Genomic DNA, 21,111 nt, shown 5'->3' on the forward strand with positions numbered 1-21,111 from the left:
ATGGCGAAAAGGAAAGCTGTCCACATTGCGGCGCGGAGGTCATGCTTATGTCATATATCACCGTAAACGGCAAGTGTTTTATCTAAACATTTGATTTTAAAAGAGAAAGAATACTGCTCCATTTGCGGGCAGAGTGGAAAAACCCTTATGGATCAAGCACTTTGCGTTTGCCACCGGCGGTTACGCACAAAGTTATCCACAGAAGATGTGCGGAACTTTGTGTGAGCGATAGCTATTTTCGAATTGGTGATTTTATAATGCCTAAATTTTGCGCAGTGTAGGTATAGTGTGACAAAACAATGACTTAGTATGAAATCTCGTCCTTTGCGCACACTTTTATCCACAGAAGATGTGCAGAACTTGCCCGCTGTCTCTATCGCGGCTGGCTGCCTGAATAACTGGCAGCGCGGGCCGAACCGGACGTCACCAGCGGAAAAGCGGCTGCCCGGTTTTTACTCATGAAAATAAATAGTATATAAATCAATGACTTGACGATTCAACCCTGGCCTTGCTCACAATCTTATCCACATAAAATGTGCAGAAGTCCGTCCCGGCGGCGATAGCGTGGAAATATCGCCCTCAAGCTGGACTGGGGCGGTGGATAAGGCGCCATCCGGTGGCCTAAGCAATCAAATTGCAAGCTATGCCATTTTTTTGAGCAGCAATAAAATTCCCTTATAAATCAACGATATTTCTAACAACCAATATCCTTGCTCACAATCTTATCCACATTAAATGTGCAGAAGTGCACAGGCTGGCGTGGAGCAGAGGGGGCGCGTGCGGCACTTATGCACCGGCCCGTACCTGCGTTTTTTTTGCGCAGGATAAAAATATTCTTATGAATCAAAGGCTTGGGCAGTTGGCACGTCGCTTGCTCACAATCTTATCCACATATTATGTGCAGAACTGCCGAACCGGCCATTGTTGGTGGCAAAAGTTTCCCAAAAACCATATATTTTGGCGTATAAAGCTGCCTGGAGGCGGCAATGCTTGTTTTTTACTCAGAGAAATATTGTTCTTTCAAATCAATGACTTTGCATGGCATGGCCTGCCTTGCGCACAATCTTATCAACAGAATATGTGTAGAAGTGGGTACAAACTTTGCTGGTGTTTGGTTGAATTTATCGGCCCTAGGAAGTCGATAGCTGCGACATTTTTGAGCTTGAAAATTAAGTACTTATAAATCAAATACTTAGCCATGGTTGCTGGCTATTGCTCACACTTTTGTCCACAGAATTTGTGCAGAACTCCCAAGCGCAAAGAAACCGGGGTCAGGTCATGAATACATGCAAGTTGCGTGAATTCATGACCTGACCCCGGTTTTTGGGACGCCACGCCGCACTTGCCGAGCGCGGCCCAACAAGATACATTGCGCCTTCGGGTGGCCTTGGGCGCCCGCCAAGTTCATCGGTTGTCAGGTTTTCTACAGGAGTACGTTTTGCTCGCCCTTCTACAAGCTGCAGGTTGGCCTATCTGGCTGTTGTTGGTTGCTTCCATCGTGGCCATGGCCCTGATCGTCGAGCGCTTGCTGTACCTGCGCCGGGCCCGCATCCTGCCGCGCCAGTTGCTGGATGAGGTGGTGCGGGTCTACCGCGGCGGCAACGTCACGCCCGACATCATCGACAAGCTGGAGAACAATTCGCCGCTGGGCGTGGTGCTGGCCGCCGCGCTGCGCAACATCGAGGCGCCGCGCGACGTGATGAAGGAATCCATCGAGGAAGCCGGCAGCGGCGTGGCCCACACGCTGGAACGCTTCCTGACCACGCTGGGCACCATCGCCAGCCTGGCGCCGCTGATGGGCCTGTTCGGCACGGTGGTCGGCATGATCGAGATTTTCGGCTCGCAAACGAGCAGCGGCGCCAATCCGGCCCAACTGGCGCACGGCATTTCCGTGGCCTTGTACAACACCGGTTTCGGCCTGGCCATCGCCATGCCCACGCTGGTGTTTTACCGCCATTTCCGCGCGCTGGTCGACAGCTTCGTGATCGAGATGGAGCAGCAGGCCGTCAAGTTCGTCGACGTCGTGCACAGCAAGCGCAAATGAGCGCCAATAAGCGGAGTCCGGTATGAATTTTCGTAAAGGGCGTGGCCGCGACGATCCCGAAATCAATCTGATTCCGTTCATCGACGTGCTGCTCGTGATCCTGATCTTTTTGATGGTCACCACCACCTACAGCAAGTTCACGGAACTGCAGATCACGCTGCCGACGGCGGAGGCGGAAAAGCAGCTGGAGCGGCCGTTCGAACTCAATATCACGGTCGACGCCAAGGGTAACTACACGATCAACAAGCAGCCCGTATCGTTCCACGACGTGGCCGGCTTCGCGGCCGCCATGAAGTCGGCCGCGGCCGAAGGGCAGGGCGCGCATGCGGACAAGACGCCCGTCGTCATCATCAACGCCGACCAGTTCGCCATGCACCAGATGGTGGTCAACGTGATGGAAGCGGCCCGCATCGCCGGTTACGACAAGCTCACTTTCGCCGCCCAGACCGGTGGCGCCAAGTAAGCCGGGCGCCGCGCGCATGAACCACGCGACACCGGCCCGCCCAGCGGCGCAGGAGAGCACGCGGGGCGCCGCGATTGAGGCGGCCTTGACGCGCGCCTGGCTGCGGCGCGGCCCGCTCGCTTGCGCCCTGTGGCCGTTGTCGCAGTTGTTCCGTGCGCTCGGCGCGCTGCGCCGCCTGCTGTTCCGCGCCGGCTGGCTCGCTTCGCACCGGCTGCCGGTGCCGGTGGTGGTGGTGGGCAATATCTTCATCGGCGGCACCGGCAAGACGCCGCTCACCATCTGGCTGGTGCAGGCGCTGCAACAGGCGGGCATGCGGCCCGGCGTGATCTCGCGCGGCCACGGCGGCGATGGCGCCGATGGTGCCGCCCTGCGCGCCGTGACATCCGCCTCGACCGCGCAGCAAGTGGGCGACGAGCCGCTGCTGATCGCCCAGCGCACCGGCTGTCCCGTGGTGGTGGGGCGCGACCGCGCCGCCGCCGGCCGCGCGCTGCTGGCATCCCATCCCGACACCGATATCCTGCTCACCGACGACGGCTTGCAGCACTACGCCTTGCAGCGCGACGTGGAAATCATCCTGTTCGACGGGCGCGGCGCCGGCAATGGCTGGCTGCTGCCGGCCGGGCCGCTGCGCGAGCCGCGTTCGCGCCGGCGCGATGTCACCGTCGTCAACGCGCCGGAACTGACGCCGGCCCTGGCGCGCGCCGTGGGCGACCCGGCGCCGGTGCAGATGCGCCTGGTCGGCGAGGTGGCTGAACAATTGTGCGACCGCAGCCGCAAGGTGCCGCTGGCGGCGTTGGCCCAGCCCGGCGCGCGGCTGGCGGCGGCGGCCGGCATCGGCAACCCTTCCCGGTTTTTCGGCATGTTGCGCGCGGCCGGCCTGGACTGCGCCGAGCTGCCTTTGCCCGACCATCACGACTTCCGCGACCGTCCTTTCGATGGCCTGGCGGCCGATGTGATCTTGATGACGGAGAAGGATGCAGTAAAATGTGCGCAAATTGACGAACTCAAAGACGACCCACGCCTGTGGGTGGTCCCGGTCACGGCGCGTATCGACGCGGCGCTGGCCGACCTCATTGTGGAGAAATGCCGTGGACGCAAGACTGCTTGATATCCTGGTTTGCCCTGTATGCAAAGGGCCGCTGGTGTACGATAAGAAAGCCCAGGAAATGATATGCAAGGGCGACCGCCTGGCATTCCCTATCCGCGACGGCATCCCCATCATGTGGGCCGACCAGGCCCGTACGCTGCAGGATACGGCGGAATAAGTGACGTTCACCGTCATCATTCCCGCGCGGCTGGCTTCGACCCGGCTACCCAATAAACCGCTGGCCGACCTGGGCGGCAAGCCCATGGTGGTGCGGGTGGCCGAACGGGCGCGCGAGGCGGGCGCCGAACGCATCATCGTGGCCACCGACCATGAGGACATCCGCGCCGCCTGCGCCGCGCACGGCGTGGAGGTGTGCATGACGCGCGCCGACCACCCATCCGGCACCGACCGCATCGCTGAAGTGGCGCGCCTGATGCAACTGCCGCCGCAGGCCGTGGTGGTCAACCTGCAGGGCGACGAACCGCTGATCGACCCGGCGCTGCTGGGCGCCGCCGCCGCCCGCATCTCGGCCGATGTGCCCATGTCCACCTGCGCCCATCCGCTGCATGACGCGGCCGACGCCTTCAACCCCAACGTGGTCAAGGTGGTGCTGGACAAGGCGGGGCGCGCGCTGTACTTCTCGCGCGCCACCATTCCGTGGCACCGCGACGCCTTCGCCCAGGACCGCGCCACGCTGCCGGCCGGCTATGTGCCGCTGCGCCATATCGGCCTGTACGCCTACCGCAACGACTTCCTGCAAGCCTACCCGGGGCTGGAACAGTCGCCGCTGGAGCAGATCGAGGCGCTGGAACAGTTGCGCGTGCTGTGGCACGGTTATCCGATCGCCGTCCATGTGACGGACTCGGCCCCGGCCGCCGGCGTGGATACGCCCGAGGACCTGGAGCGGGTGCGTCAGCACTACCGTTAGATGTTCATTGCCCGGATGGGCCACGTAAGGTGGCCGTAAATAATCCCCGCTATAAAGAAATGAACAGTGCGGTATTCATACGGAATAACGCGTTTCGGGTGGGGAGACATCAATTAACGAACGCAAAACGTTGGCACAGTGGCGTAGCGGCGAAGTTTTGTGGTAAGTTTCGTACAAACATAGCCAGACTAGCTGCTAGCACAATAATTATTACGATTACCATTTCAATTCAGTCTTAGGAAACTTCATGCGTCTCATTCTGTTAGGAGCACCCGGTGCCGGCAAGGGCACCCAAGCCAATTTCATCAAAGAGAAGTACAACATCCCGCAAATTTCCACCGGCGACATGCTGCGTGCGGCCATCAAGGCTGGCACGGAGATGGGCCTGGCGGCCAAGAAGGTGATGGATGCCGGCGGTTTGGTGTCGGATGACATCATCATCGGCCTGGTCAAGGATCGCCTGAAAGAGTGCGATTGCGAAAACGGCTACCTGTTCGACGGCTTCCCGCGCACCATCGCGCAAGCGGACGCCATGAAGGAAGCCGGCGTGGCCGTGGATTACGTGCTGGAAATCGACGTGCCTGACGACATGATCGTCGAGCGCATGTCCGGCCGCCGCAGCCACCCCGGCTCGGGCCGCGTGTACCACGTGAAATTCAATCCACCCAAGGTCGAAGGCAAGGACGACGTCACCGGCGAAGAGCTGGTGCAGCGCGACGACGACAAGGTCGAAACCGTGCAGAAGCGTCTGGACGTGTACCACAACCAGACCGAAGTCCTGCTGGCCTACTATAACAACTGGGCCCAGACCGGCCAGCCAGGCGCGCCGAAATACCGCCGCATCTCTGGCGTAGGACCAGTGGAAGAAATCCGCGACGCGGCATTCGCGGCCTTGTCGGAATAAGCAGTAACGGAGCGGACTACGGTCCGCTTTTTTGCGGGCGTTGCGCCCGCGCGAGCGCCCGCGCTCCGCGTCCAGCGATGGATGCCATCCCGTTTTATAAAAGAGTGCAGTACGCAGGTTAGTTGGCTGCGCGTGTTTACGAGACACGGTCGGCGGTTTTCTGAGTGTGGTATCGAGCTTGATTAACAAGAACAAGGGGACACTATGGCAGCTAGTCTTTGGTTTGCAGTGGCGTGCGGCGTGATCGCCGTGATTTACGGTTTGTGGTCCCGCAGCTGGATCTTGCGCCAGGATGCCGGCAACGCCCGGATGCAGGAAATCGCGCTGGCCATCCAGCAGGGCGCGGCCGCCTACCTGGCGCGCCAGTACCGCACCATCGCCATCGTCGGCGCGGTGCTGCTGGTGCTGATCTTCGCGCTGCTGGGCACCCATACGGCGCTGGGCTTTTTGCTGGGCGCCGTGCTGTCGGGCGCTTGCGGCTTCATCGGCATGAACGTCTCGGTGCGCGCCAACGTGCGCACGGCGCAGGCGGCCACCAAGGGCATGAACGAAGCGCTCGACGTCGCCTTCAAGGGCGGCGCCATCACCGGCATGCTGGTGGTGGGCCTGGGCCTGCTGGGCGTGACCCTGTTCTACATGATGCTGGTGGCGGGCGCGCGCGCCACGGCCGTCAGCGAACATGACGTGATCCAGCCGCTGATCGGCCTGGCCTTTGGCGCTTCCCTGATTTCCATCTTCGCCCGCCTGGGCGGCGGCATCTTCACCAAGGGCGCGGACGTGGGCGCCGACCTGGTGGGCAAGGTCGAGGCGGGCATTCCCGAGGATGATCCGCGCAACCCGGCCGTGATCGCCGATAACGTGGGCGACAACGTGGGCGACTGCGCCGGCATGGCCGCCGACCTGTTCGAAACCTATGTGGTGACCTTGATCGCCACCATGCTGCTGGGCGCCCTGGCCATCACGGCCGCGCCCACCACGGCCATCGTTTATCCGCTGCTGCTGGGCGCCGTGTCCATCATCGCCTCCATCATCGGCTGCTCCATGGTCAAGGCCAAGCCGGGCAAGAAGATCATGTCGGCCCTGTACACGGGCCTGTGGTGGGCCGCCGGCCTGTCGCTGATCGGCTTCGCCGTCGTCACCTGGCAGCTGTGGGGTGACGACGCCATGCGCATGAAAATGATGGGCTGTGCGCTGGTGGGCATCGTGCTCACCGGGCTGATGGTCTACATCACGGAATACTATACGGGCACGGATTTCCACCCGGTGCGCCACATCGCCGAAGCGTCCACCACCGGCCACGGCACCAACATCATTGCCGGCCTGGGGGTGTCGATGAAGTCCACCGCCTTCCCCGTGCTGGCCGTGTGCGCCGCCATCCTCGTGTCCTATCAGCTGGGCCAGTTGTACGGCATCGCCATCGCCGCCACCTCCATGCTGTCGATGGCGGGCATCGTCGTCGCGCTGGACGCTTATGGCCCCATCACGGACAACGCCGGCGGCATCGCGGAAATGTCGGGCATGCCTGAATCCGTGCGCGCCATCACCGATCCGCTGGATGCGGTGGGCAACACCACCAAGGCCGTCACCAAGGGCTATGCCATCGGGTCGGCCGGCCTGGCGGCGCTGGTGCTGTTCGCCGACTACACCCACGCGCTCGAATCTTCAGGCAAGTCGGTCAGCTTCGACTTGTCCAACCCGATGGTGATCGTCGGCCTGTTCATCGGCGGCCTGGTGCCTTACCTGTTCGGCGCCATGGCGATGGAAGCCGTGGGCCGCGCGGCCGGCGCCGTGGTGGTGGAAGTGCGGCGCCAGTTCCGCGACATCAAGGGCATCATGGACGGCAGCGGCAAGCCGCAATACGACAAGGCGGTGGACATGCTGACCGCCTCGGCCATCAAGGAAATGATCCTGCCATCGCTGCTGCCGGTGGTGGTGCCGATCGTGGTGGGCATGCTGCTCGGATCGGCCGCCTTGGGCGGCATGCTGATGGGGACCATCGTCACCGGCCTGTTCGTGGCCATTTCCATGACCACCGGTGGCGGCGCCTGGGACAACGCCAAGAAGTACATCGAGGACGGCAATTTCGGCGGCAAGGGGTCGGACGCGCACAAGGCGGCCGTGACCGGCGACACCGTGGGCGACCCGTACAAGGACACGGCCGGCCCCGCCGTCAATCCGTTGATCAAAATCATCAACATCGTGGCCTTGCTGCTGGTGCCGCTGCTGCCGGCTTCCGGCTGGCTGGCCGTGAGCGCGCCCGGGGTGGCCCATGTGGCCATGCCGGCCGCCACGGCGCCGGCCATGCCGGTGGTGCAGTCGGCGCCGGTCCAGGCCATGCCGCAGCAAGAGGGCGGCAAGACGCAATAACTTGCAGCCTGCACGCCTTGTCGGACCGGTCGCGCCCGGTCCGGTGAGGCGGCGCGGCGCGCCCGCGCCGGCGCCCGTACCGTGCTGTTGGTTTTTCGGCGTGACGAATTGTATCCACCTCTGGCAAGGCCGCCCCGATCAGCCGATAATGGTTGCACGGCGTAGCACTTTGCGAGGTGATGCGATGCAGATGCAGACTTTCAGACCAGCGAGGTTGTTGGCGATGCTGGCGCTACTGACAGCGGCGCTGGCCTGCGCGCCAGTCCAGGCCCAGACCCGGCCGCACCGCGGCGGCGGCCATCCCGGCGGCCATACCCATCTCCGTACCCACGTCGGCGTGGTGATCGGCGCGCCCTTGTTCTGGCCCGCGCCCTGGTATGCGGACCCGTTCTACGATCCGTTCTACCGGCGCTACTACTATGACGTTCCGGTGTATCCGGTCCCGGCGCCGCCGCCCGTGTACATGGAGCAGGGGGCCCCGCCCGCGCAGTTCTGGTACTACTGTAGCGATCCGCCCGGCTATTACCCCTACGTCAAGGAATGCCGCACTTCCTGGCGCGCCGTATCGCCGGAAGAAGTCCAACCCAGACCGGAGCCCGCGCAATGAAGCGACCTCTCATTTTGCCTGCCACCCTGCTGCTTGCGTTGCCTGCGTTGTTGGCTGGCTGCGTTTCCATGCCCACCGGCCCCAGCACGCTGGTCCTGCCGGGCGCCGGCAAGACCTTCGACCAATTCCGCGCCGATGACTTCAACTGTCGCGGCTACGCCCAAGCCCAGGTGGGTAGTTCGGCGGAACAGGCGGCCGCCAGCAGCACCGCGCGCAGCGCCGCGCTGGGTACGTTGGTGGGTGCGGCGCTGGGCGCGGCCGTCGATGGCGGACGCGGCGCCGGTTCGGGCGCCGGCGTGGGCCTGGTCATGGGCACCATGGCCGGCGCCGACGCGGGCAATTACGCGGGCAACAACCTGCAGCGGCGCTACGATTACGCCTACCAGCAGTGCATGTATGCCCAGGGCCACAAGGTGCCCGTGGCTGGCCGGATGATGAGCGAGTCCCAGCAGCCGGGCGGCAGCTACCCCCCGCCCAACACACCGCCGCCGCGCTGAGGCCCGCCATGGCCGCCTTGCCCACCATGTCCGCCCGCCTGATCCGTTGCTGTATGTTGTCGCTGGGGGCGGGTATGTGGGTGGTCAGCGCCCCGGCCGCGCAGACGGACAAACCGGCGCGCCATGACGCCGCCGTTTCCGCTGATGCGGCCACCTTGTCGCTGGAGCAGTACGCGCGCCTGCCCGTGTGCACGCTGAGCGCGGACGGCCAGCACCTGGCCGTGCAACCGTGCCGCACGGCGCCCACGCGCCAGCCCAAGGCGCGCCGCGCCGTGACGGCCATTATCCCCGCCATGCCGCCGCGTCCCGTGCCGCGCGTGTCCGTGGCGCCGCCGCTGCCGCCGTTGTCGCCGCCGCCGCCCTTGCACCAGACGCCGCGTCCCACGCCCATCACCACCTGTGACGCCGGCGGCTGCTACGACGCGGCCGGCGTGCGCCACACTGGCGCCGGCGGCAACACCACTATTTCCCCGTCCGGCCAGCTGTGCCTGCGCGACGGCGTCTGGTTGCAGTGCCAATAGCCGTGCTTTGCGGCGCTGCAACAGCACACGACGGTTTTTTCGCGCGCGCCAGCCAAAGTTCGCTACAATTGACGTTTACGTTAACGTTAATGGCACCACAGGCCACGCGCGCGATTTTCCCAACTGATAGAGGACGGACATGCAGATTCAAGACAATGTATTCATCATCACCGGCGGCGCATCGGGCCTGGGCGCGGCCACGGCCCGCATGATCGTGGCGGCCGGCGGCAAGGTGGTGCTGGCCGACGTGCAAGTGGAAGCGGGCCAGGCGCTGGCCGCTGAACTGAAGGGTACTTTCGTCAAGTGCGACGTGACCTCGGAAGCGGACGGCCTGGCCGTGGTCGCCGCCGCCCAGGCGCTGGGCACCTTGCGTGGCCTGGTCAATTGCGCCGGCGTGGCGCCAGCCGTCAAGACCGTGGGCAAGGATGGCCCGCACCCGCTGGACGTATTCCAGCGCACCGTCAACATCAACCTGGTGGGCACCTTCAACATGGCCCGCCTGGCGGCCGACGCCATGGGCAAGACGGCGGCGGCCGAGCACGGCGAGCGCGGCATCATCATCAACACGGCGTCGGTGGCGGCCTTCGACGGCCAGATCGGCCAGGCGGCCTACGCCTCGTCCAAGGCGGCCGTGGCCGGCATGACGCTGCCGATGGCGCGCGACCTGTCGCGCAGCGGCATCCGCGTGATGACCATCGCCCCCGGCATCTTCGAAACCCCGATGCTGCTGGGTATGCCGGCCGAAGTGCAGCAGGCGCTGGGCGCCATGGTGCCGTTCCCACCGCGCCTGGGCAAGCCAACCGAGTACGCGCACCTGGCCAAGGCCATCATCGAAAATGTCATGTTGAACGGCGAAACTATTCGACTGGACGGCGCGATCCGCATGCAACCGAAGTAAAATTTTTCGTGTAGGATGCCTGAGTCAATGGGCGCGCGGCCCTGGTCGCGCGCCTTTTTATTTGGAGTCCGCATGATACGTTTGAAGTCTCTGGCGCCAGCCTTGGCGCTGGGCGGCATGTTGTTGTTCCCGCCGCTGCCGGCGCTGGCGCAGGACGCCACCCCGGCGCCCGAAATCGCCACCGGCTACGCGGCCAAGCGGGGCGTGAGCGCCCACAAATTCATGATGGCGGCGGCCAATCCGCTGGCCACCGAGGCCGGCTACCGCATGCTGCGCCAGGGCGGCAGCGCGATCGACGCGGCCATCGCCAGCCAGATGGTGCTGAACCTGGTGGAACCGCAATCGTCGGGCATCGGCGGCGGCGCCTTCCTCATGTACTTCGACGGCAAGCGCGTGCAGTCTTACGATGGCCGCGAGACGGCGCCGGCGGCGGCCGACGAACACCTGTTCGAGGATGCGGACGGCAAGCCGCTGTCGCGCGTGGCGGCCATCATCGGCGGCCGTTCCGTGGGCGCGCCCGGCGTGCTGCGCATGCTGGAACTGGCGCACCGCGAACACGGCAAGCTGCCATGGGCCAGCCTGTTCGCGCCGGCCATCAAGCTGGCCGACGAGGGCTTCGCCGTCAGTCCGCGCCTGAACGCGCTGCTCACGTGGGACCGTTACCTGGCGCGCGATCCGGTGGCGGCGGCTTACTTCTATGACGCCAAGGGCCAGCCCTGGCCGGTGGGCCACCTGCTGAAAAATCCGGAGCTGGCACGCAGCCTGCGCGAAATCGCCGCCGGCGGCGCCGACGCCTTCTACAACGGACGCATCGCGCGCGACATCGCGGCCAAGGTGGCGGCCCATGCCACCAATCCGGGCAAGCTGACGGCGGCCGATATCGCAGGCTACCGCGCCAAGGAGCGCGCGCCCGTGTGCAGCGACTACAAGGCCTGGACCGTGTGCGGCGCGCCGCCGCCGTCGTCGGGCGGCGTCGCCATCGCGCAGATGCTGGGCATCCTGGCCAACAAGGATATCGGTGCCCATCCGCCCGTCAACGGCATGCTCGATGCGGATGCCATCCACCTGTTCAGCGAGGCGGGCCGGCTGGCCTACGCGGACCGCAATCACTACGTGGCCGACACCGACTTCGTGCCGTTGCCGGGGCGCGGCGTGGCCGCCATGACCGACCCGGCCTACCTGGCCCGCCGCGCCGCGCTGATCGGCCCGCGCTCCATGGGCAGCGCGAAGTTCGGCACGCCGTCCGGCATGCGGGTGGCGTGGGGCGCCGACACGGCGCTCGATAAACCCTCGACCTCGCACCTGGTGGCTGTGGACGGCGCCGGCCATGGCTTGTCCATGACCACTTCCGTGGAAGACGCTTTCGGTTCGCGCCAGATGGTGGATGGCTTCCTGCTCAACAACCAGCTGACTGACTTCTCGTTCGACGCCATGGACGCCGACGGCCCCGTGGCCAACCGGGTGCAGGCCGGCAAGCGTCCGCGCAGCGCCATGTCGCCCACGCTGGTGTTCGAGCGCGCCAGCGGCCAACTGGTGCTGGCCACCGGCTCGCCGGGCGGTTCGTCCATCATCAACTACGTGGCCAAGGTGCTGGTGGGGACGCTGGACTGGGGGCTGGACGTGCAGCAGGCCATCAACCTGCCCAACTTCGGCAGCCGTAACGGCCCCACGGAGCTGGAGGCGGGGCGCGTGGCGCCGCAGGTGGTGGCCCAGCTCATCGCGCGCGGCCATGAGGTGCGCCAGTTCGAGCAGAACTCCGGCCTGCAGGGTATCCAGCGCCGCACGGTGGACGGCCAGCCGCTCTGGTTCGGCGGCGCCGACCCGCGCCGCGAAGGCGTGGCGCTGGGCGAGTAGGGGAGCAGGCAGGTGTGGCTATCAGGCGCTATCGTGACGCGAAAGTGGTCCCATGCCTTCCCCAACGGCGCCATACCCTGCTACTCTTGACCGCATGGGCATACAAAAGAAAACAGGCTTGATCCTGACCGGAGGGGGCGCTCGCGCCGCGTACCAGATCGGCGTGCTGCAGGCCATCTCGGAGATACTGTGGGAAGCGGGCTGGCCGCCGGCCCGCAACCCGTTTGACATCATCTGCGGCACCTCGGCCGGCGCCATCAACGCCACCGCGCTGGCCTGCCGCGCCGACAACTTCAGCGAGGGCGTGCAGCGCCTGCTCGACGTGTGGCAGCACATCAAGGTGGAGCAGGTGTACCGGGCCGACTCGCTGGGCGTGATCCGCTCCGGCGCGCGCTGGCTGTCGTTGCTGTCGTTCGGCTGGCTGCTGCGCAAGTGGCGCGCCACGCCGCCCCAGTCGCTGCTCGACAATACCCCGCTGGTGTCGCTCCTGCACCGCATGCTGGACTTGCCGCGGCTCGATACCGTGCTGTCCGAAGGGCTGCTGCACGCGCTGGCCGTCACCGCCTCGTCCTACAGCGGCGGTGAGCACATCACGTTTTACCAGACGGCGGCCGAGATCGCGCCGTGGGTGCGCATGCAGCGGGTGGCGTTGCAGGACCAGATCGGCATCGAACATTTGCTGGCTTCGTCGGCCATTCCCTTCATTTTTCCCGCCACGCCGCTGTACCTGGGCGGCCACCGTGAATACTGCGGCGACGGCACCATGCGCCAGATCGCACCGATCTCGCCGGCCATCCACCTGGGCGCCAGCAAGGTGCTGGTGGTGGGCGCCGGCCGCCTGACGGAGCCGCCGCGCAGCGCCGCCGACGGCGCCGCGCGCTACCCCAGCCTGGCGCAGATCGCCGGCCACGCCATGTCGTCCATCTTCCTCGACAGCCTGGCGGTGGACATCGAACGGCTGGAGCGGATCAACAAGACCTTGTCGCTGCTGCCCGAGGAGCACCTGGAGAAGACGCCGCTCAAGCCGGTCAAGCTGCTGGTGATCGCGCCGTCCGAGCGGCTGGACGATATCGCCAGCCGCCACATCGGCAGTTTGCCGGCCCCGATCCGCACCATGTTGGGCGGCATCGGCGCGACGGAAACACGCGGCGCCGCCCTCGCTTCCTACCTGTTGTTCGAATCGACGTATACTGGCGAGCTGATCCGTCTTGGCCAGCGCGACACGCAACTGCGCAAGGACGATGTGCTGGCCTTTTTCGGCAGCTGAACCCTGGGATGGAACCCGTGTGCTGTTGCTGATCCGACGTCTCTGTAGTCTACTGCTGTTACCGGCCGCCCTGCTGTGGGCCGCCGGCCTGCACGCGGCCTGGGCCGGCGCGCCGCCCCGTACCTTGCGCTTCGAGCAGCTGACGGTGGAACACGGGCTGGCGCAGGAATCCGTGCTGGCCATCGCCCAGGACAAGCAAGGCTTCATCTGGCTCGGCACCCAGGCCGGACTGACCCGTTTCGACGGCTACCGTACCATCACCTACAAGAGCGTCGTGTCGGACCCGCGCAGCCTGGGCGACAACTGGGTGCGCGTGCTGCACCTGGACAGCGCCGGCCAGCTGTGGGTGGGCACCGACGGTGGCCTGGACCGCTACGATCCCCTGACGCGCGGCTTCGACCACTTCCTGCCGCACGAATCGGCCAAGCGCGGCAACGGCAACCGCCATGTGCGCGCCATCGTCGACGATGGCCTGGGCGGCCTGTGGCTGGCCACCGGCGACGGCCTGCACCACTTCGACCCGTCCAGCGCCCGTTTCACTAGCTGGCACCACGACGACGCCGACGCGGCCAGCCTGGCCGACGACCAGGTCAACGCGCTGGTGCGCGACTGGTCCGGCCGGCTGTGGGTGGGCACGGCCACCGGGCTGGACATGCTGGCGCCGGGCGCCACCCGCTTCCAGCACTTCCAGATGGACGCGGCGCCCGACGCCAAGGCCAACTTCGTGGCGGCCCTGCAGCTGGACCAGGATGGCGCGCTGTGGGTGGGCACGCTGGCCGGGCTGGAACGGTGGCAGCTGGGCGAAGGCGCGCCCCGGCGCCACCGGCTGGGCGCGCGCGAAGGACTCAAGGGCGGCAACATCACGGCCATCTACCAGGACGGCGAACATAACCTGTGGATAGGCAGCGGCGCCGATGGCCTGTACCGCTGGCTGCCGCACGAGAACCGGCTGGCCCAGTACCGCCATCAGCTGGGCGATAACCACAGCGTGGCCGACGACCAGATCTCGGCCCTGTTCCGCGACCGCGTCGGCACCTTCTGGGTCGGCACCTGGAACGATGGCGTGAGCCGGGTCGACATGGGCAGCGGCGGCTTCGCGCGGCTGGTGCGCCAGGCCGACCAGCGGCAAGCCCTGTCGGACAACAAGGTGCGCGCCATCGTGGCCGATGGCCATGGCCAGCTGTGGCTGGGCACCAGCGCCGGCCTCAATCTGTACGACCCGGCCACCGGCCACGCGCGCGCCTGGCATCACGCGCCCGGCGGCTTGAGCGACGATCTGGTGACGGCCCTGTGGCGCGACGCCGGCGGCAACCTGTGGATAGGCGGACGGGCCGGCATCAACCGCATGGACGCGGCCAGCGGCGCCATGCAGGCATGGTCGTTCTCGCATGGCGATCCGGCCGGCGACACCATCCGCAACATCGTGGGCGACCGCGGCGGCCTGCTGTGGATCGCCTCGCGCGGCGGCCTGCACCGCTTCGATCCACGCACCGGCGTCAGCCACACCTACCGCCACGATCCGGCCGACAGCACCAGCCTGGCCGACAACGTGGTGCGCCCGATCCTGGAGGACCGCCGCGGCAACCTGTGGGTGGGCACCTTCAACGGCCTCGACCTGCTGGACCGCAAGAGCGGCCATTTCCGCCACTTCCGGCGCGACCCGGCCGATCCGTCCAGCCTCAGTCACGACGAGGTGCATTACCTGTACCAGGACGAGCAGGGCACGATCTGGGTCGGCACGGCGGCGGGACTGAACCGCATGGAGCAGGGCGCCGACGGCAGCGTGAAGTTCAAGCGCTACCTGCGCCGCGACGGCATCGGCGACGACGCCATCGCCTCCATCCTGCCCGACGGCGCCGGCCACCTTTGGCTGAGCACCAATACCGGCCTGTCGCGCCTGAACACGCGCACCGGCCTGGTGCGCAATTACTCGGGCGCCGACGGCACCATCGAGGGCGCCTATTTCGACGGCTCGGCCCTGCGCGCGGACGATGGCACGCTGTACTTCGGCGGCTTCAACGGCATCACCGCGTTCGCCCCGGCCGAAGTGCGCGAGAACAGCGTGGCGCCCACCGTGGCCATCACCGACTTCCAGGTGTTCAGCAAGTCGCTGCGGCCCGGGCAGGGCGCGCACGGCCAGGTGCTGAGCGGCGCTATCGAGCATACCGGCGCGCTCACGCTGGACCAGGCCGACTCCGTGTTCTCGCTCGAATTCACGGCGCTGCACTACGCGGCCCCGCAGCGCAACCGCTTCGCCTACCAGTTGCAGGGCTTCGACAAGGACTGGGTGGTGACCGATTCCAGCAAGCGCTTCGCCACCTACACCAACCTCGATCCGGGCCAGTACACCTTCCGCGTCAAGGCCGCCAACAAGGACGGCATCTGGAACGACAACGCCGCCACCCTGGTCATCACCATCCGGCCACCGTTGTGGAAGACGTGGTGGTTCCGCACCCTGGCCGCCGCGCTGCTGGTGACGATCGGCTACGCCGCCTACCAGGCCCGTATGCGCGGCCTGCGGCGCCAGAAGGCGATGCTGGAGCGGCAGGTCAGCTTGCGCACCACCGAGGTGGAGCAGAAGAACCAGCTGCTGCGCCAGCAGACGCAGGAACTGGAGCAGCGCCGGCTGGAGGCGGAGAGCCAGCGCGCCGAGGCCGAGCAGCGCCGTGTCGACACCGAGCGCCAGAAACAGGAAGTGGAGCGCCAGAAGGAGAATGTGGAACAGGCTCACCGCAACATCTCCGTGCTGAGCGAACTGGGACGGGAAATGAGCGCCACGCTGGACATGGAAACGGCCATGCGCACCCTGTACCGCCATGTGCACCACCTGATGGACGCGCAGATGTTCGGCATCGGCTTCGTGCAGGAGGAACGGGGCATCATCGAGTTCCCATTCGCCATCGAGAGCGGGGTGCGCACGCTGCCCTATACCCGCCGGCTCGATAATCCCAACCAGCTGGCCGTGTGGTGCGTGACCCACCGCAGCGAAGTATTCATCAACGACCTCGATGCGGAATACCACCGCTACATGGACGAATCGGGCATGCGCCAGCTGGCGCCGTGCGTGCGCGAGGACGGCGTGCCGCCGGCCGTGGCGCTGTCGATGATCTACACCCCGCTGATCGTCAACGACAAGGTGGTGGGCCTGCTGTGCGTGCAGAGCGAGGGACGGCACGCCTATCAGCAGGTGCACCTGGACATGATGCAGACGCTGGCCGCCCACGCAGCCGTGGGGCTGGAGAACGCGCGCGCCTACCAGCAGCTGGAGGAGGCCTTGCAGGCGCTGCGCCTGACCCAGGAACAATTGCTGCTGCAGGAGCGCCAGGTGCGGTTGCACACGGACGAGCTGGCGCTGGCCAACCGCGCGCTGCAGGAGAACGACGAGCGGCTGCGCCTGGCCAAGCAGAAGGCGGAAGACGCCACCCGCCAGAAGTCGGAATTCCTGGCCAATATGAGCCACGAGATGCGCACCCCGCTGGCCGGCGTGATCGGCATGCTGACCTTCGCGCTGCGCGACGGCCAGCTGCAGGAGAGCACCCGCGAGCAGATCCTGCGCGGCCAGGTCAACGCCCAGTCGCTGCTGTCGATCATCAACGACCTGCTGGACTTTTCCAAGATCGAAGCGGGCAAGCTGACCATCGAGAACATCGATTTCGCGCTGGCGTCGACGGTGGAGAACGTGGTCAGCCTGTTCGAGGAGCAGGCCGCCGCCCACAGCGTGGGCTTCAGCCTGGAGTTCGGTGACGGCTTGCCGCAGTTCGTGGTGGGCGACCCGACCCGCTTGCGCCAGGTGCTGGTCAACCTGGTGGGCAACGCCTTCAAGTTCACCCAGCGCGGCGCCGTGCGCATGCGGGTGGAGCGGGTGGCGCCGGGCCAGTCGCAGGGTGGGGTGGACTCGCCGCCGGGCGTGAACCTGATCCGCTTCACGGTGGCCGATTCGGGCATCGGGATTCCGGCTGACGCCATGTCGCGCCTGTTCCAGAAGTTCGAACAGGCCGATTCCACCACCACCCGGCGCTACGGCGGCACGGGGCTGGGGCTGGCCATCTGCCGCCAGCTGGTGGAGCTGATGGGCGGCGAGATCCGCGTGGCCAGCACGCCCGGGGTGGGCAGCACGTTCTCGTTCGAACTGCCGATGGCCAACGGCGTGGCGCCGCCCGTGGTGCCGCATGTGCCGCGCGAGCCGCACAGCCACCAGCTCAAGGTGCTGTGCGCGGAGGACTTCCCCACCAACCAGATCATCATCCGCATGATGCTGGAAGAGCTGGGCCACAAGGTCGACATCGCCGCCAATGGCCTGCTGGCCGTCAAGGCCTGCTCCATGACGCGCTACGACCTGATCCTGATGGATGGCCGCATGCCGGAAATGGATGGCGCCAGCGCCACCAGGCTGATCCGCTCCGGCGGCTCGCCGGACGCGCCCGTGCGCGACCAGGAACTGATGATCATCGCGCTCACGGCCAACGCCAGCGAGGAGGACCGCAGCCGTTACCTGGCCTCCGGCATGGACGATTTCCTGACCAAGCCGATCGACGAGGCGGCGCTGCACTGGCAGTTGAGCCGCGCCATCGAACGCCAGTTGCAGCGCGGCGTGGCGCTGGCGCGCATGGAACCGCGACGGCCGGCGGCCGGCACGGCGGACCTGGACGCCATGTTCGGGGTGGCGCCGGCCGGCCCCGAATCGGCCCGCGCCGCCCAGCATAGCGGCAAGGGCGACCTGCGCGCGCGCCTGCGCGGCGCCTTCCTGCAGGACGTGCCGGGCCGGCTGGCCGAGCTCGATAATGCCCTGGCCAGCCGCGATGGCGAGGCGGCCGGCCGGCTGCTGCACGGTATCAAGGGCAGCGCCGGCTACCTGGAGGAGCAGGAATTGCAGGCCCTGTGCGGCGAGCTGGAACTGGCGGCCGACCATGGCTACTGGACGCAGATCGAGGCCGGCTTGCCGCGCCTGCGCCAGCTGCTCGAACAGACCGCCGCCGCCGCGGCAACAGCAGCGACAGCAGCTGCGGCGCTGTGAATTTTTCGCCGCCGCGCCCTGTCGGGAACTACGCCTGATCAGGTAAGATGAACGGCGGTGCCAGGCGCGGATGCCATCCGGCGCCGCCCGCGCGCGCACAGGCACTGGAGAACATGATGAAAGTATTGGTGGTGGATGATGATGTCGTGTCGCGCATGGTGCTGATGCACCTGGTCGACAGCTGCGGCACCTTCGATATCGTGGAAGCGGAGGATGGCGCCGACGCCTGGCAGCAGCTGGAGGCGGGGCTGCGTCCGGCCATCTGTTTCTGCGACTTGCGCATGCCGCGCCTGTCGGGCATGGAACTGCTGCAGCGGATCAAGCAGCACGCGGAACTGCAGGCCATGCCGTTCGTACTGGTCACCTCGGCCACCGATGGTGACACGGTGCGGCTGGCCAGCGACGCCGGCGCGGCCGGTTACGTGGTCAAGCCATTCCAGGCCGACCAGGTACGGGTGCACCTGGCCCGGTTCCTGACGCCGCCGGCGCCAGCGCCCGGCGAAGGGGAGCACCATGCGGAAACCCCGGCCGCCACCCAACTGCGCCTGGGCATCAACGCGGAGCGCTTGCTGGTCTACCTGGGCGGGTTCCAGAGCCAGTTGGCGGCCGCCGGCGAGGAATTGCATCAGCTGCAGGCCAGCGGCGATCAGCAGGAAACGCGGCTGCGGCTGGAACGCCTGCATACGGGGTGCGTCACGCTGGGCTTGCACGGCGCCGCCGCCGGCCTGTTGGCGGTGCTGGCGGGGCAGTTGTCCGGCATGAACGTGCAGGCCGTGTTGTCCGGCGTGCAGCGCGCCGTGGCCCGCCAGGCCGATTTGACCCGCCAGGCCCTGGGCTGAACGGCGGCGGCGCCTTCCCATCACCGCAGCAGCCGCCACCGCCGCCATTCCACACTGGCGCGCCACTTTGTCCTTGAAGTCGAGATAGTTTAGGTTTAAAGTATCTGCCACAGGCTGTGAGGATACGACCACCAACTTCAGGGCGACCATGACCAGACCGACTGCCAGCGGTGCCGGCGCAAGCCATGCCAGCATGGGCGCCAGCGCCCACACCGACCAATTCACACGCGACCATCTGCCACCGCTGGACCAGTGGCCGGTGCTGCGCTTCGAGCTGCCGGAATTGCAGTATCCGGAGCGGCTCAATTGCGTGGCCGAGTTGCTGGACCGGGCCGTGGCGGAGGGGGCGGGCCAGCGCATCGCCGTCCGCGGCGCCGGCCAGCAATGGACTTACGCCCAGTTGCTGGAACAGGTCGACCGCATCGCCCACGTGCTGCGCGGCCAACTGGGACTGGAGACGGGCAACCGGGTACTGCTGCGCGGCGCCAACACGCCCATGATGGCGGCCGCCATCCTGGCCGTGTTCAAGGCCGGGCTGGTGGCCGTGCCCACCATGCCGCTGCTGCGCGCGCGCGAACTGGGCGTGATCCTGGCCAAGGCCCGGGTGAACGCCGTGCTGTGCGCGGCCAGCCTGCGCGAGGAAATGGAAGCGGCGCCCGGCATGCCGGGGCGGCTGCTGTACTTCGGCGACGGCGCAGGCGCGGACGGGCTGGAAGCGCGCATGGCCCGTCAGCCGGCCACCTATGCGCCGGTCGATACGGCGGCCGACGACGTGTGCCTGATCAGCTTCACTTCCGGCACCACAGGCGTGCCGAAAGGGACCATGCACTTCCAGCGCGACATCCTGGCCATCTGCGACTGCTTTCCCCGCTCCGTGCTCGGTACACGCCCGGACGACATCTTCATCGGCACGCCGCCGCTGGCCTTCACCTTCGGCCTGGGCGGTCTGCTGCTGTTCCCGCTGCGGGTGGGCGCCAGCGCCGTGCTGCTCGAAAAACTGACGCCGGAAACGCTGCTGGCCGCAATCCAGCAGTACCGCGCCACCATCAGCTTCACGGCGCCCACTTTCTATCGCCAGATGGCGCCGCTGGCGGCGCGCTACGACCTGGCCAGCCTGCGCCACAGCGTGTCGGCCGGCGAGGCGCTGCCGCTGGCCACGCGCGACGCCTGGCGCCAGGCGTCGGGGCTGGAAATGATAGACGGCATCGGCGCGACGGAACTGCTGCACATCTTCATTTCGGCGGCCGGTGAACAGGTGCGGCCCGGCGCGACCGGCAAGCCGGTGCCTGGTTACCGGGCCTGCATCCTGGGCCCGGACGGCAAGCCGGTGGGGCCGGGCGTGATCGGCCGGCTGGCCGTGCAGGGGCCGACCGGCTGCCGCTACCTGGACGATAAACGCCAGCGCGAATACGTGGTGGACGGCTGGAACCTGACGGGCGACGCCTACGAGATGGACGCGGACGGCTATTTCCACTACCGCTCGCGCACGGACGACATGATCATTTCGGCCGGCTACAACATCGCCGGGCCGGAAGTGGAGGAGGCTTTGCTGCGCCACCCGGCCGTGGCCGAATGCGGCGTGGTGGGCCGGGCCGACGCCGAGCGGGGCCAGATCGTGGAAGCGCATGTGGTACTCAAGGCAGGCCACGCACCCGGCGATGCACTGGCGGCGGAATTGCAGGAATTCGTCAAGCGGCAGATCGCGCCGTACAAATATCCGCGCGCGCTGCACTTCCGGCTGTCGCTGCCGCGCACGGAGACGGGCAAGCTGCAGCGCTTCAAGCTGCGCGCCGAGGGCGGCGACTGAACTGAGGGACTCGT

16 protein-coding genes are annotated in these 21,111 nt (G+C 66.4%); all 16 read left to right on the forward strand.

Annotation, left to right across the window (positions count from 1 at the left end):
- Positions 1 to 1,438: 1,438 nt before the first annotated feature.
- The 16 genes from H3H39_RS23670 to H3H39_RS23745 all read left to right on the forward strand — a co-directional run bounded on the left by H3H39_RS23670 (position 1,439) and on the right by H3H39_RS23745 (position 21,097).
- Positions 1,439 to 2,044 (forward strand): MotA/TolQ/ExbB proton channel family protein, encoded by a 606-nt coding sequence (locus H3H39_RS23670; RefSeq protein ID WP_182156848.1) that lies wholly within the window; start codon positions 1,439 to 1,441, stop codon positions 2,042 to 2,044.
- A gap of 22 nt (positions 2,045 to 2,066) precedes the next feature.
- Positions 2,067 to 2,507 carry an ExbD/TolR family protein gene (locus H3H39_RS23675; RefSeq protein ID WP_182156849.1) on the forward strand — a complete coding sequence of 147 codons (441 nt, stop codon included), beginning with the start codon at positions 2,067 to 2,069 and terminating at the stop codon, positions 2,505 to 2,507.
- Positions 2,508 to 2,523: 16 nt separating this feature from the next.
- Positions 2,524 to 3,615: a tetraacyldisaccharide 4'-kinase gene (gene lpxK / locus H3H39_RS23680; protein ID WP_182156850.1), complete on the forward strand. Its 1,092-nt coding sequence runs from the start codon at positions 2,524 to 2,526 to the stop codon at positions 3,613 to 3,615.
- Entirely contained in the window at positions 3,596 to 3,772 is a 177-nt protein-coding gene (locus tag H3H39_RS23685) for a Trm112 family protein (protein ID WP_182156851.1), read from the forward strand. Before lpxK ends, H3H39_RS23685 begins: the two co-directional genes overlap by 20 nt.
- Positions 3,773 to 4,522 carry a 3-deoxy-manno-octulosonate cytidylyltransferase gene (gene kdsB / locus H3H39_RS23690; protein WP_182156852.1) on the forward strand — a complete coding sequence of 250 codons (750 nt, stop codon included), beginning with the start codon at positions 3,773 to 3,775 and terminating at the stop codon, positions 4,520 to 4,522.
- 247 nt (positions 4,523 to 4,769) lie between these two features.
- Positions 4,770 to 5,426: an adenylate kinase gene (gene adk, locus H3H39_RS23695; protein ID WP_182156853.1), complete on the forward strand. Its 657-nt coding sequence runs from the start codon at positions 4,770 to 4,772 to the stop codon at positions 5,424 to 5,426.
- Between the two features lie 204 nt (positions 5,427 to 5,630).
- Positions 5,631 to 7,793, forward strand: a complete 2,163-nt coding sequence (locus tag H3H39_RS23700) for a sodium-translocating pyrophosphatase (protein WP_182156854.1) — start codon at positions 5,631 to 5,633, stop codon at positions 7,791 to 7,793.
- 190 nt (positions 7,794 to 7,983) lie between these two features.
- Positions 7,984 to 8,400 carry a hypothetical protein gene (locus H3H39_RS28095; protein WP_229218221.1) on the forward strand — a complete coding sequence of 139 codons (417 nt, stop codon included), beginning with the start codon at positions 7,984 to 7,986 and terminating at the stop codon, positions 8,398 to 8,400.
- Positions 8,397 to 8,897 carry a YMGG-like glycine zipper-containing protein gene (locus tag H3H39_RS23710; RefSeq protein WP_182156855.1) on the forward strand — a complete coding sequence of 167 codons (501 nt, stop codon included), beginning with the start codon at positions 8,397 to 8,399 and terminating at the stop codon, positions 8,895 to 8,897. The genes H3H39_RS28095 and H3H39_RS23710 overlap by 4 nt, the downstream gene beginning before the upstream one ends.
- Positions 8,898 to 8,905: 8 nt before the next feature.
- Positions 8,906 to 9,418: a hypothetical protein gene (locus tag H3H39_RS23715; protein WP_182156856.1), complete on the forward strand. Its 513-nt coding sequence runs from the start codon at positions 8,906 to 8,908 to the stop codon at positions 9,416 to 9,418.
- Between the two features lie 139 nt (positions 9,419 to 9,557).
- The gene (locus H3H39_RS23720; RefSeq protein ID WP_182156857.1) at positions 9,558 to 10,316 is read left to right on the forward strand and encodes an SDR family NAD(P)-dependent oxidoreductase; all 759 of its coding nucleotides are present in this window, start codon (positions 9,558 to 9,560) and stop codon (positions 10,314 to 10,316) included.
- A 72-nt stretch (positions 10,317 to 10,388) separates the two neighbouring features.
- Complete coding sequence (gene ggt / locus H3H39_RS23725) at positions 10,389 to 12,170, forward strand: gamma-glutamyltransferase (RefSeq protein ID WP_182156858.1); 1,782 nt, start codon at positions 10,389 to 10,391, stop codon at positions 12,168 to 12,170.
- Between the two features lie 94 nt (positions 12,171 to 12,264).
- The gene (locus H3H39_RS23730; RefSeq protein ID WP_182156961.1) at positions 12,265 to 13,437 is read left to right on the forward strand and encodes a patatin-like phospholipase family protein; all 1,173 of its coding nucleotides are present in this window, start codon (positions 12,265 to 12,267) and stop codon (positions 13,435 to 13,437) included.
- Between the two features lie 19 nt (positions 13,438 to 13,456).
- A complete protein-coding gene (locus H3H39_RS23735; protein ID WP_311196974.1) occupies positions 13,457 to 18,451 on the forward strand; it encodes a two-component regulator propeller domain-containing protein in 4,995 nt (1,664 codons plus the stop codon).
- 113 nt (positions 18,452 to 18,564) lie between these two features.
- Entirely contained in the window at positions 18,565 to 19,290 is a 726-nt protein-coding gene (locus H3H39_RS23740) for a response regulator (RefSeq protein WP_311196975.1), read from the forward strand.
- A 193-nt stretch (positions 19,291 to 19,483) separates the two neighbouring features.
- On the forward strand, positions 19,484 to 21,097 hold the full coding sequence (locus H3H39_RS23745; RefSeq protein ID WP_182156963.1) for an AMP-binding protein: 1,614 nt from the start codon (positions 19,484 to 19,486) through the stop codon (positions 21,095 to 21,097).
- The last annotated feature ends 14 nt before the right edge of the window (positions 21,098 to 21,111 follow it).

It is taken from the genome of Rugamonas apoptosis (assembly GCF_014042355.1).
Classification (GTDB): domain Bacteria; phylum Pseudomonadota; class Gammaproteobacteria; order Burkholderiales; family Burkholderiaceae_D; genus Rugamonas; species Rugamonas apoptosis.

What these genes read in the sequence shown, in the direction of transcription:
- H3H39_RS23675 (WP_182156849.1), top strand. Translation starts at nt 2,067, where the DNA reads ATGAATTTTCGTAAAGGGCGTGGCCGCGACGATCCCGAAATCAATCTG.
- lpxK (WP_182156850.1), top strand. Translation starts at nt 2,524, where the DNA reads ATGAACCACGCGACACCGGCCCGCCCAGCGGCGCAGGAGAGCACGCGG.
- adk (WP_182156853.1), top strand. Translation starts at nt 4,770, where the DNA reads ATGCGTCTCATTCTGTTAGGAGCACCCGGTGCCGGCAAGGGCACCCAA.
- H3H39_RS23700 (WP_182156854.1), top strand. Translation starts at nt 5,631, where the DNA reads ATGGCAGCTAGTCTTTGGTTTGCAGTGGCGTGCGGCGTGATCGCCGTG.
- H3H39_RS28095 (WP_229218221.1), top strand. Translation starts at nt 7,984, where the DNA reads ATGCAGACTTTCAGACCAGCGAGGTTGTTGGCGATGCTGGCGCTACTG.
- H3H39_RS23710 (WP_182156855.1), top strand. Translation starts at nt 8,397, where the DNA reads ATGAAGCGACCTCTCATTTTGCCTGCCACCCTGCTGCTTGCGTTGCCT.
- H3H39_RS23715 (WP_182156856.1), top strand. Translation starts at nt 8,906, where the DNA reads ATGGCCGCCTTGCCCACCATGTCCGCCCGCCTGATCCGTTGCTGTATG.
- H3H39_RS23720 (WP_182156857.1), top strand. Translation starts at nt 9,558, where the DNA reads ATGCAGATTCAAGACAATGTATTCATCATCACCGGCGGCGCATCGGGC.
- ggt (WP_182156858.1), top strand. Translation starts at nt 10,389, where the DNA reads ATGATACGTTTGAAGTCTCTGGCGCCAGCCTTGGCGCTGGGCGGCATG.
- H3H39_RS23730 (WP_182156961.1), top strand. Translation starts at nt 12,265, where the DNA reads ATGGGCATACAAAAGAAAACAGGCTTGATCCTGACCGGAGGGGGCGCT.
- H3H39_RS23740 (WP_311196975.1), top strand. Translation starts at nt 18,565, where the DNA reads ATGATGAAAGTATTGGTGGTGGATGATGATGTCGTGTCGCGCATGGTG.
- H3H39_RS23745 (WP_182156963.1), top strand. Translation starts at nt 19,484, where the DNA reads ATGGGCGCCAGCGCCCACACCGACCAATTCACACGCGACCATCTGCCA.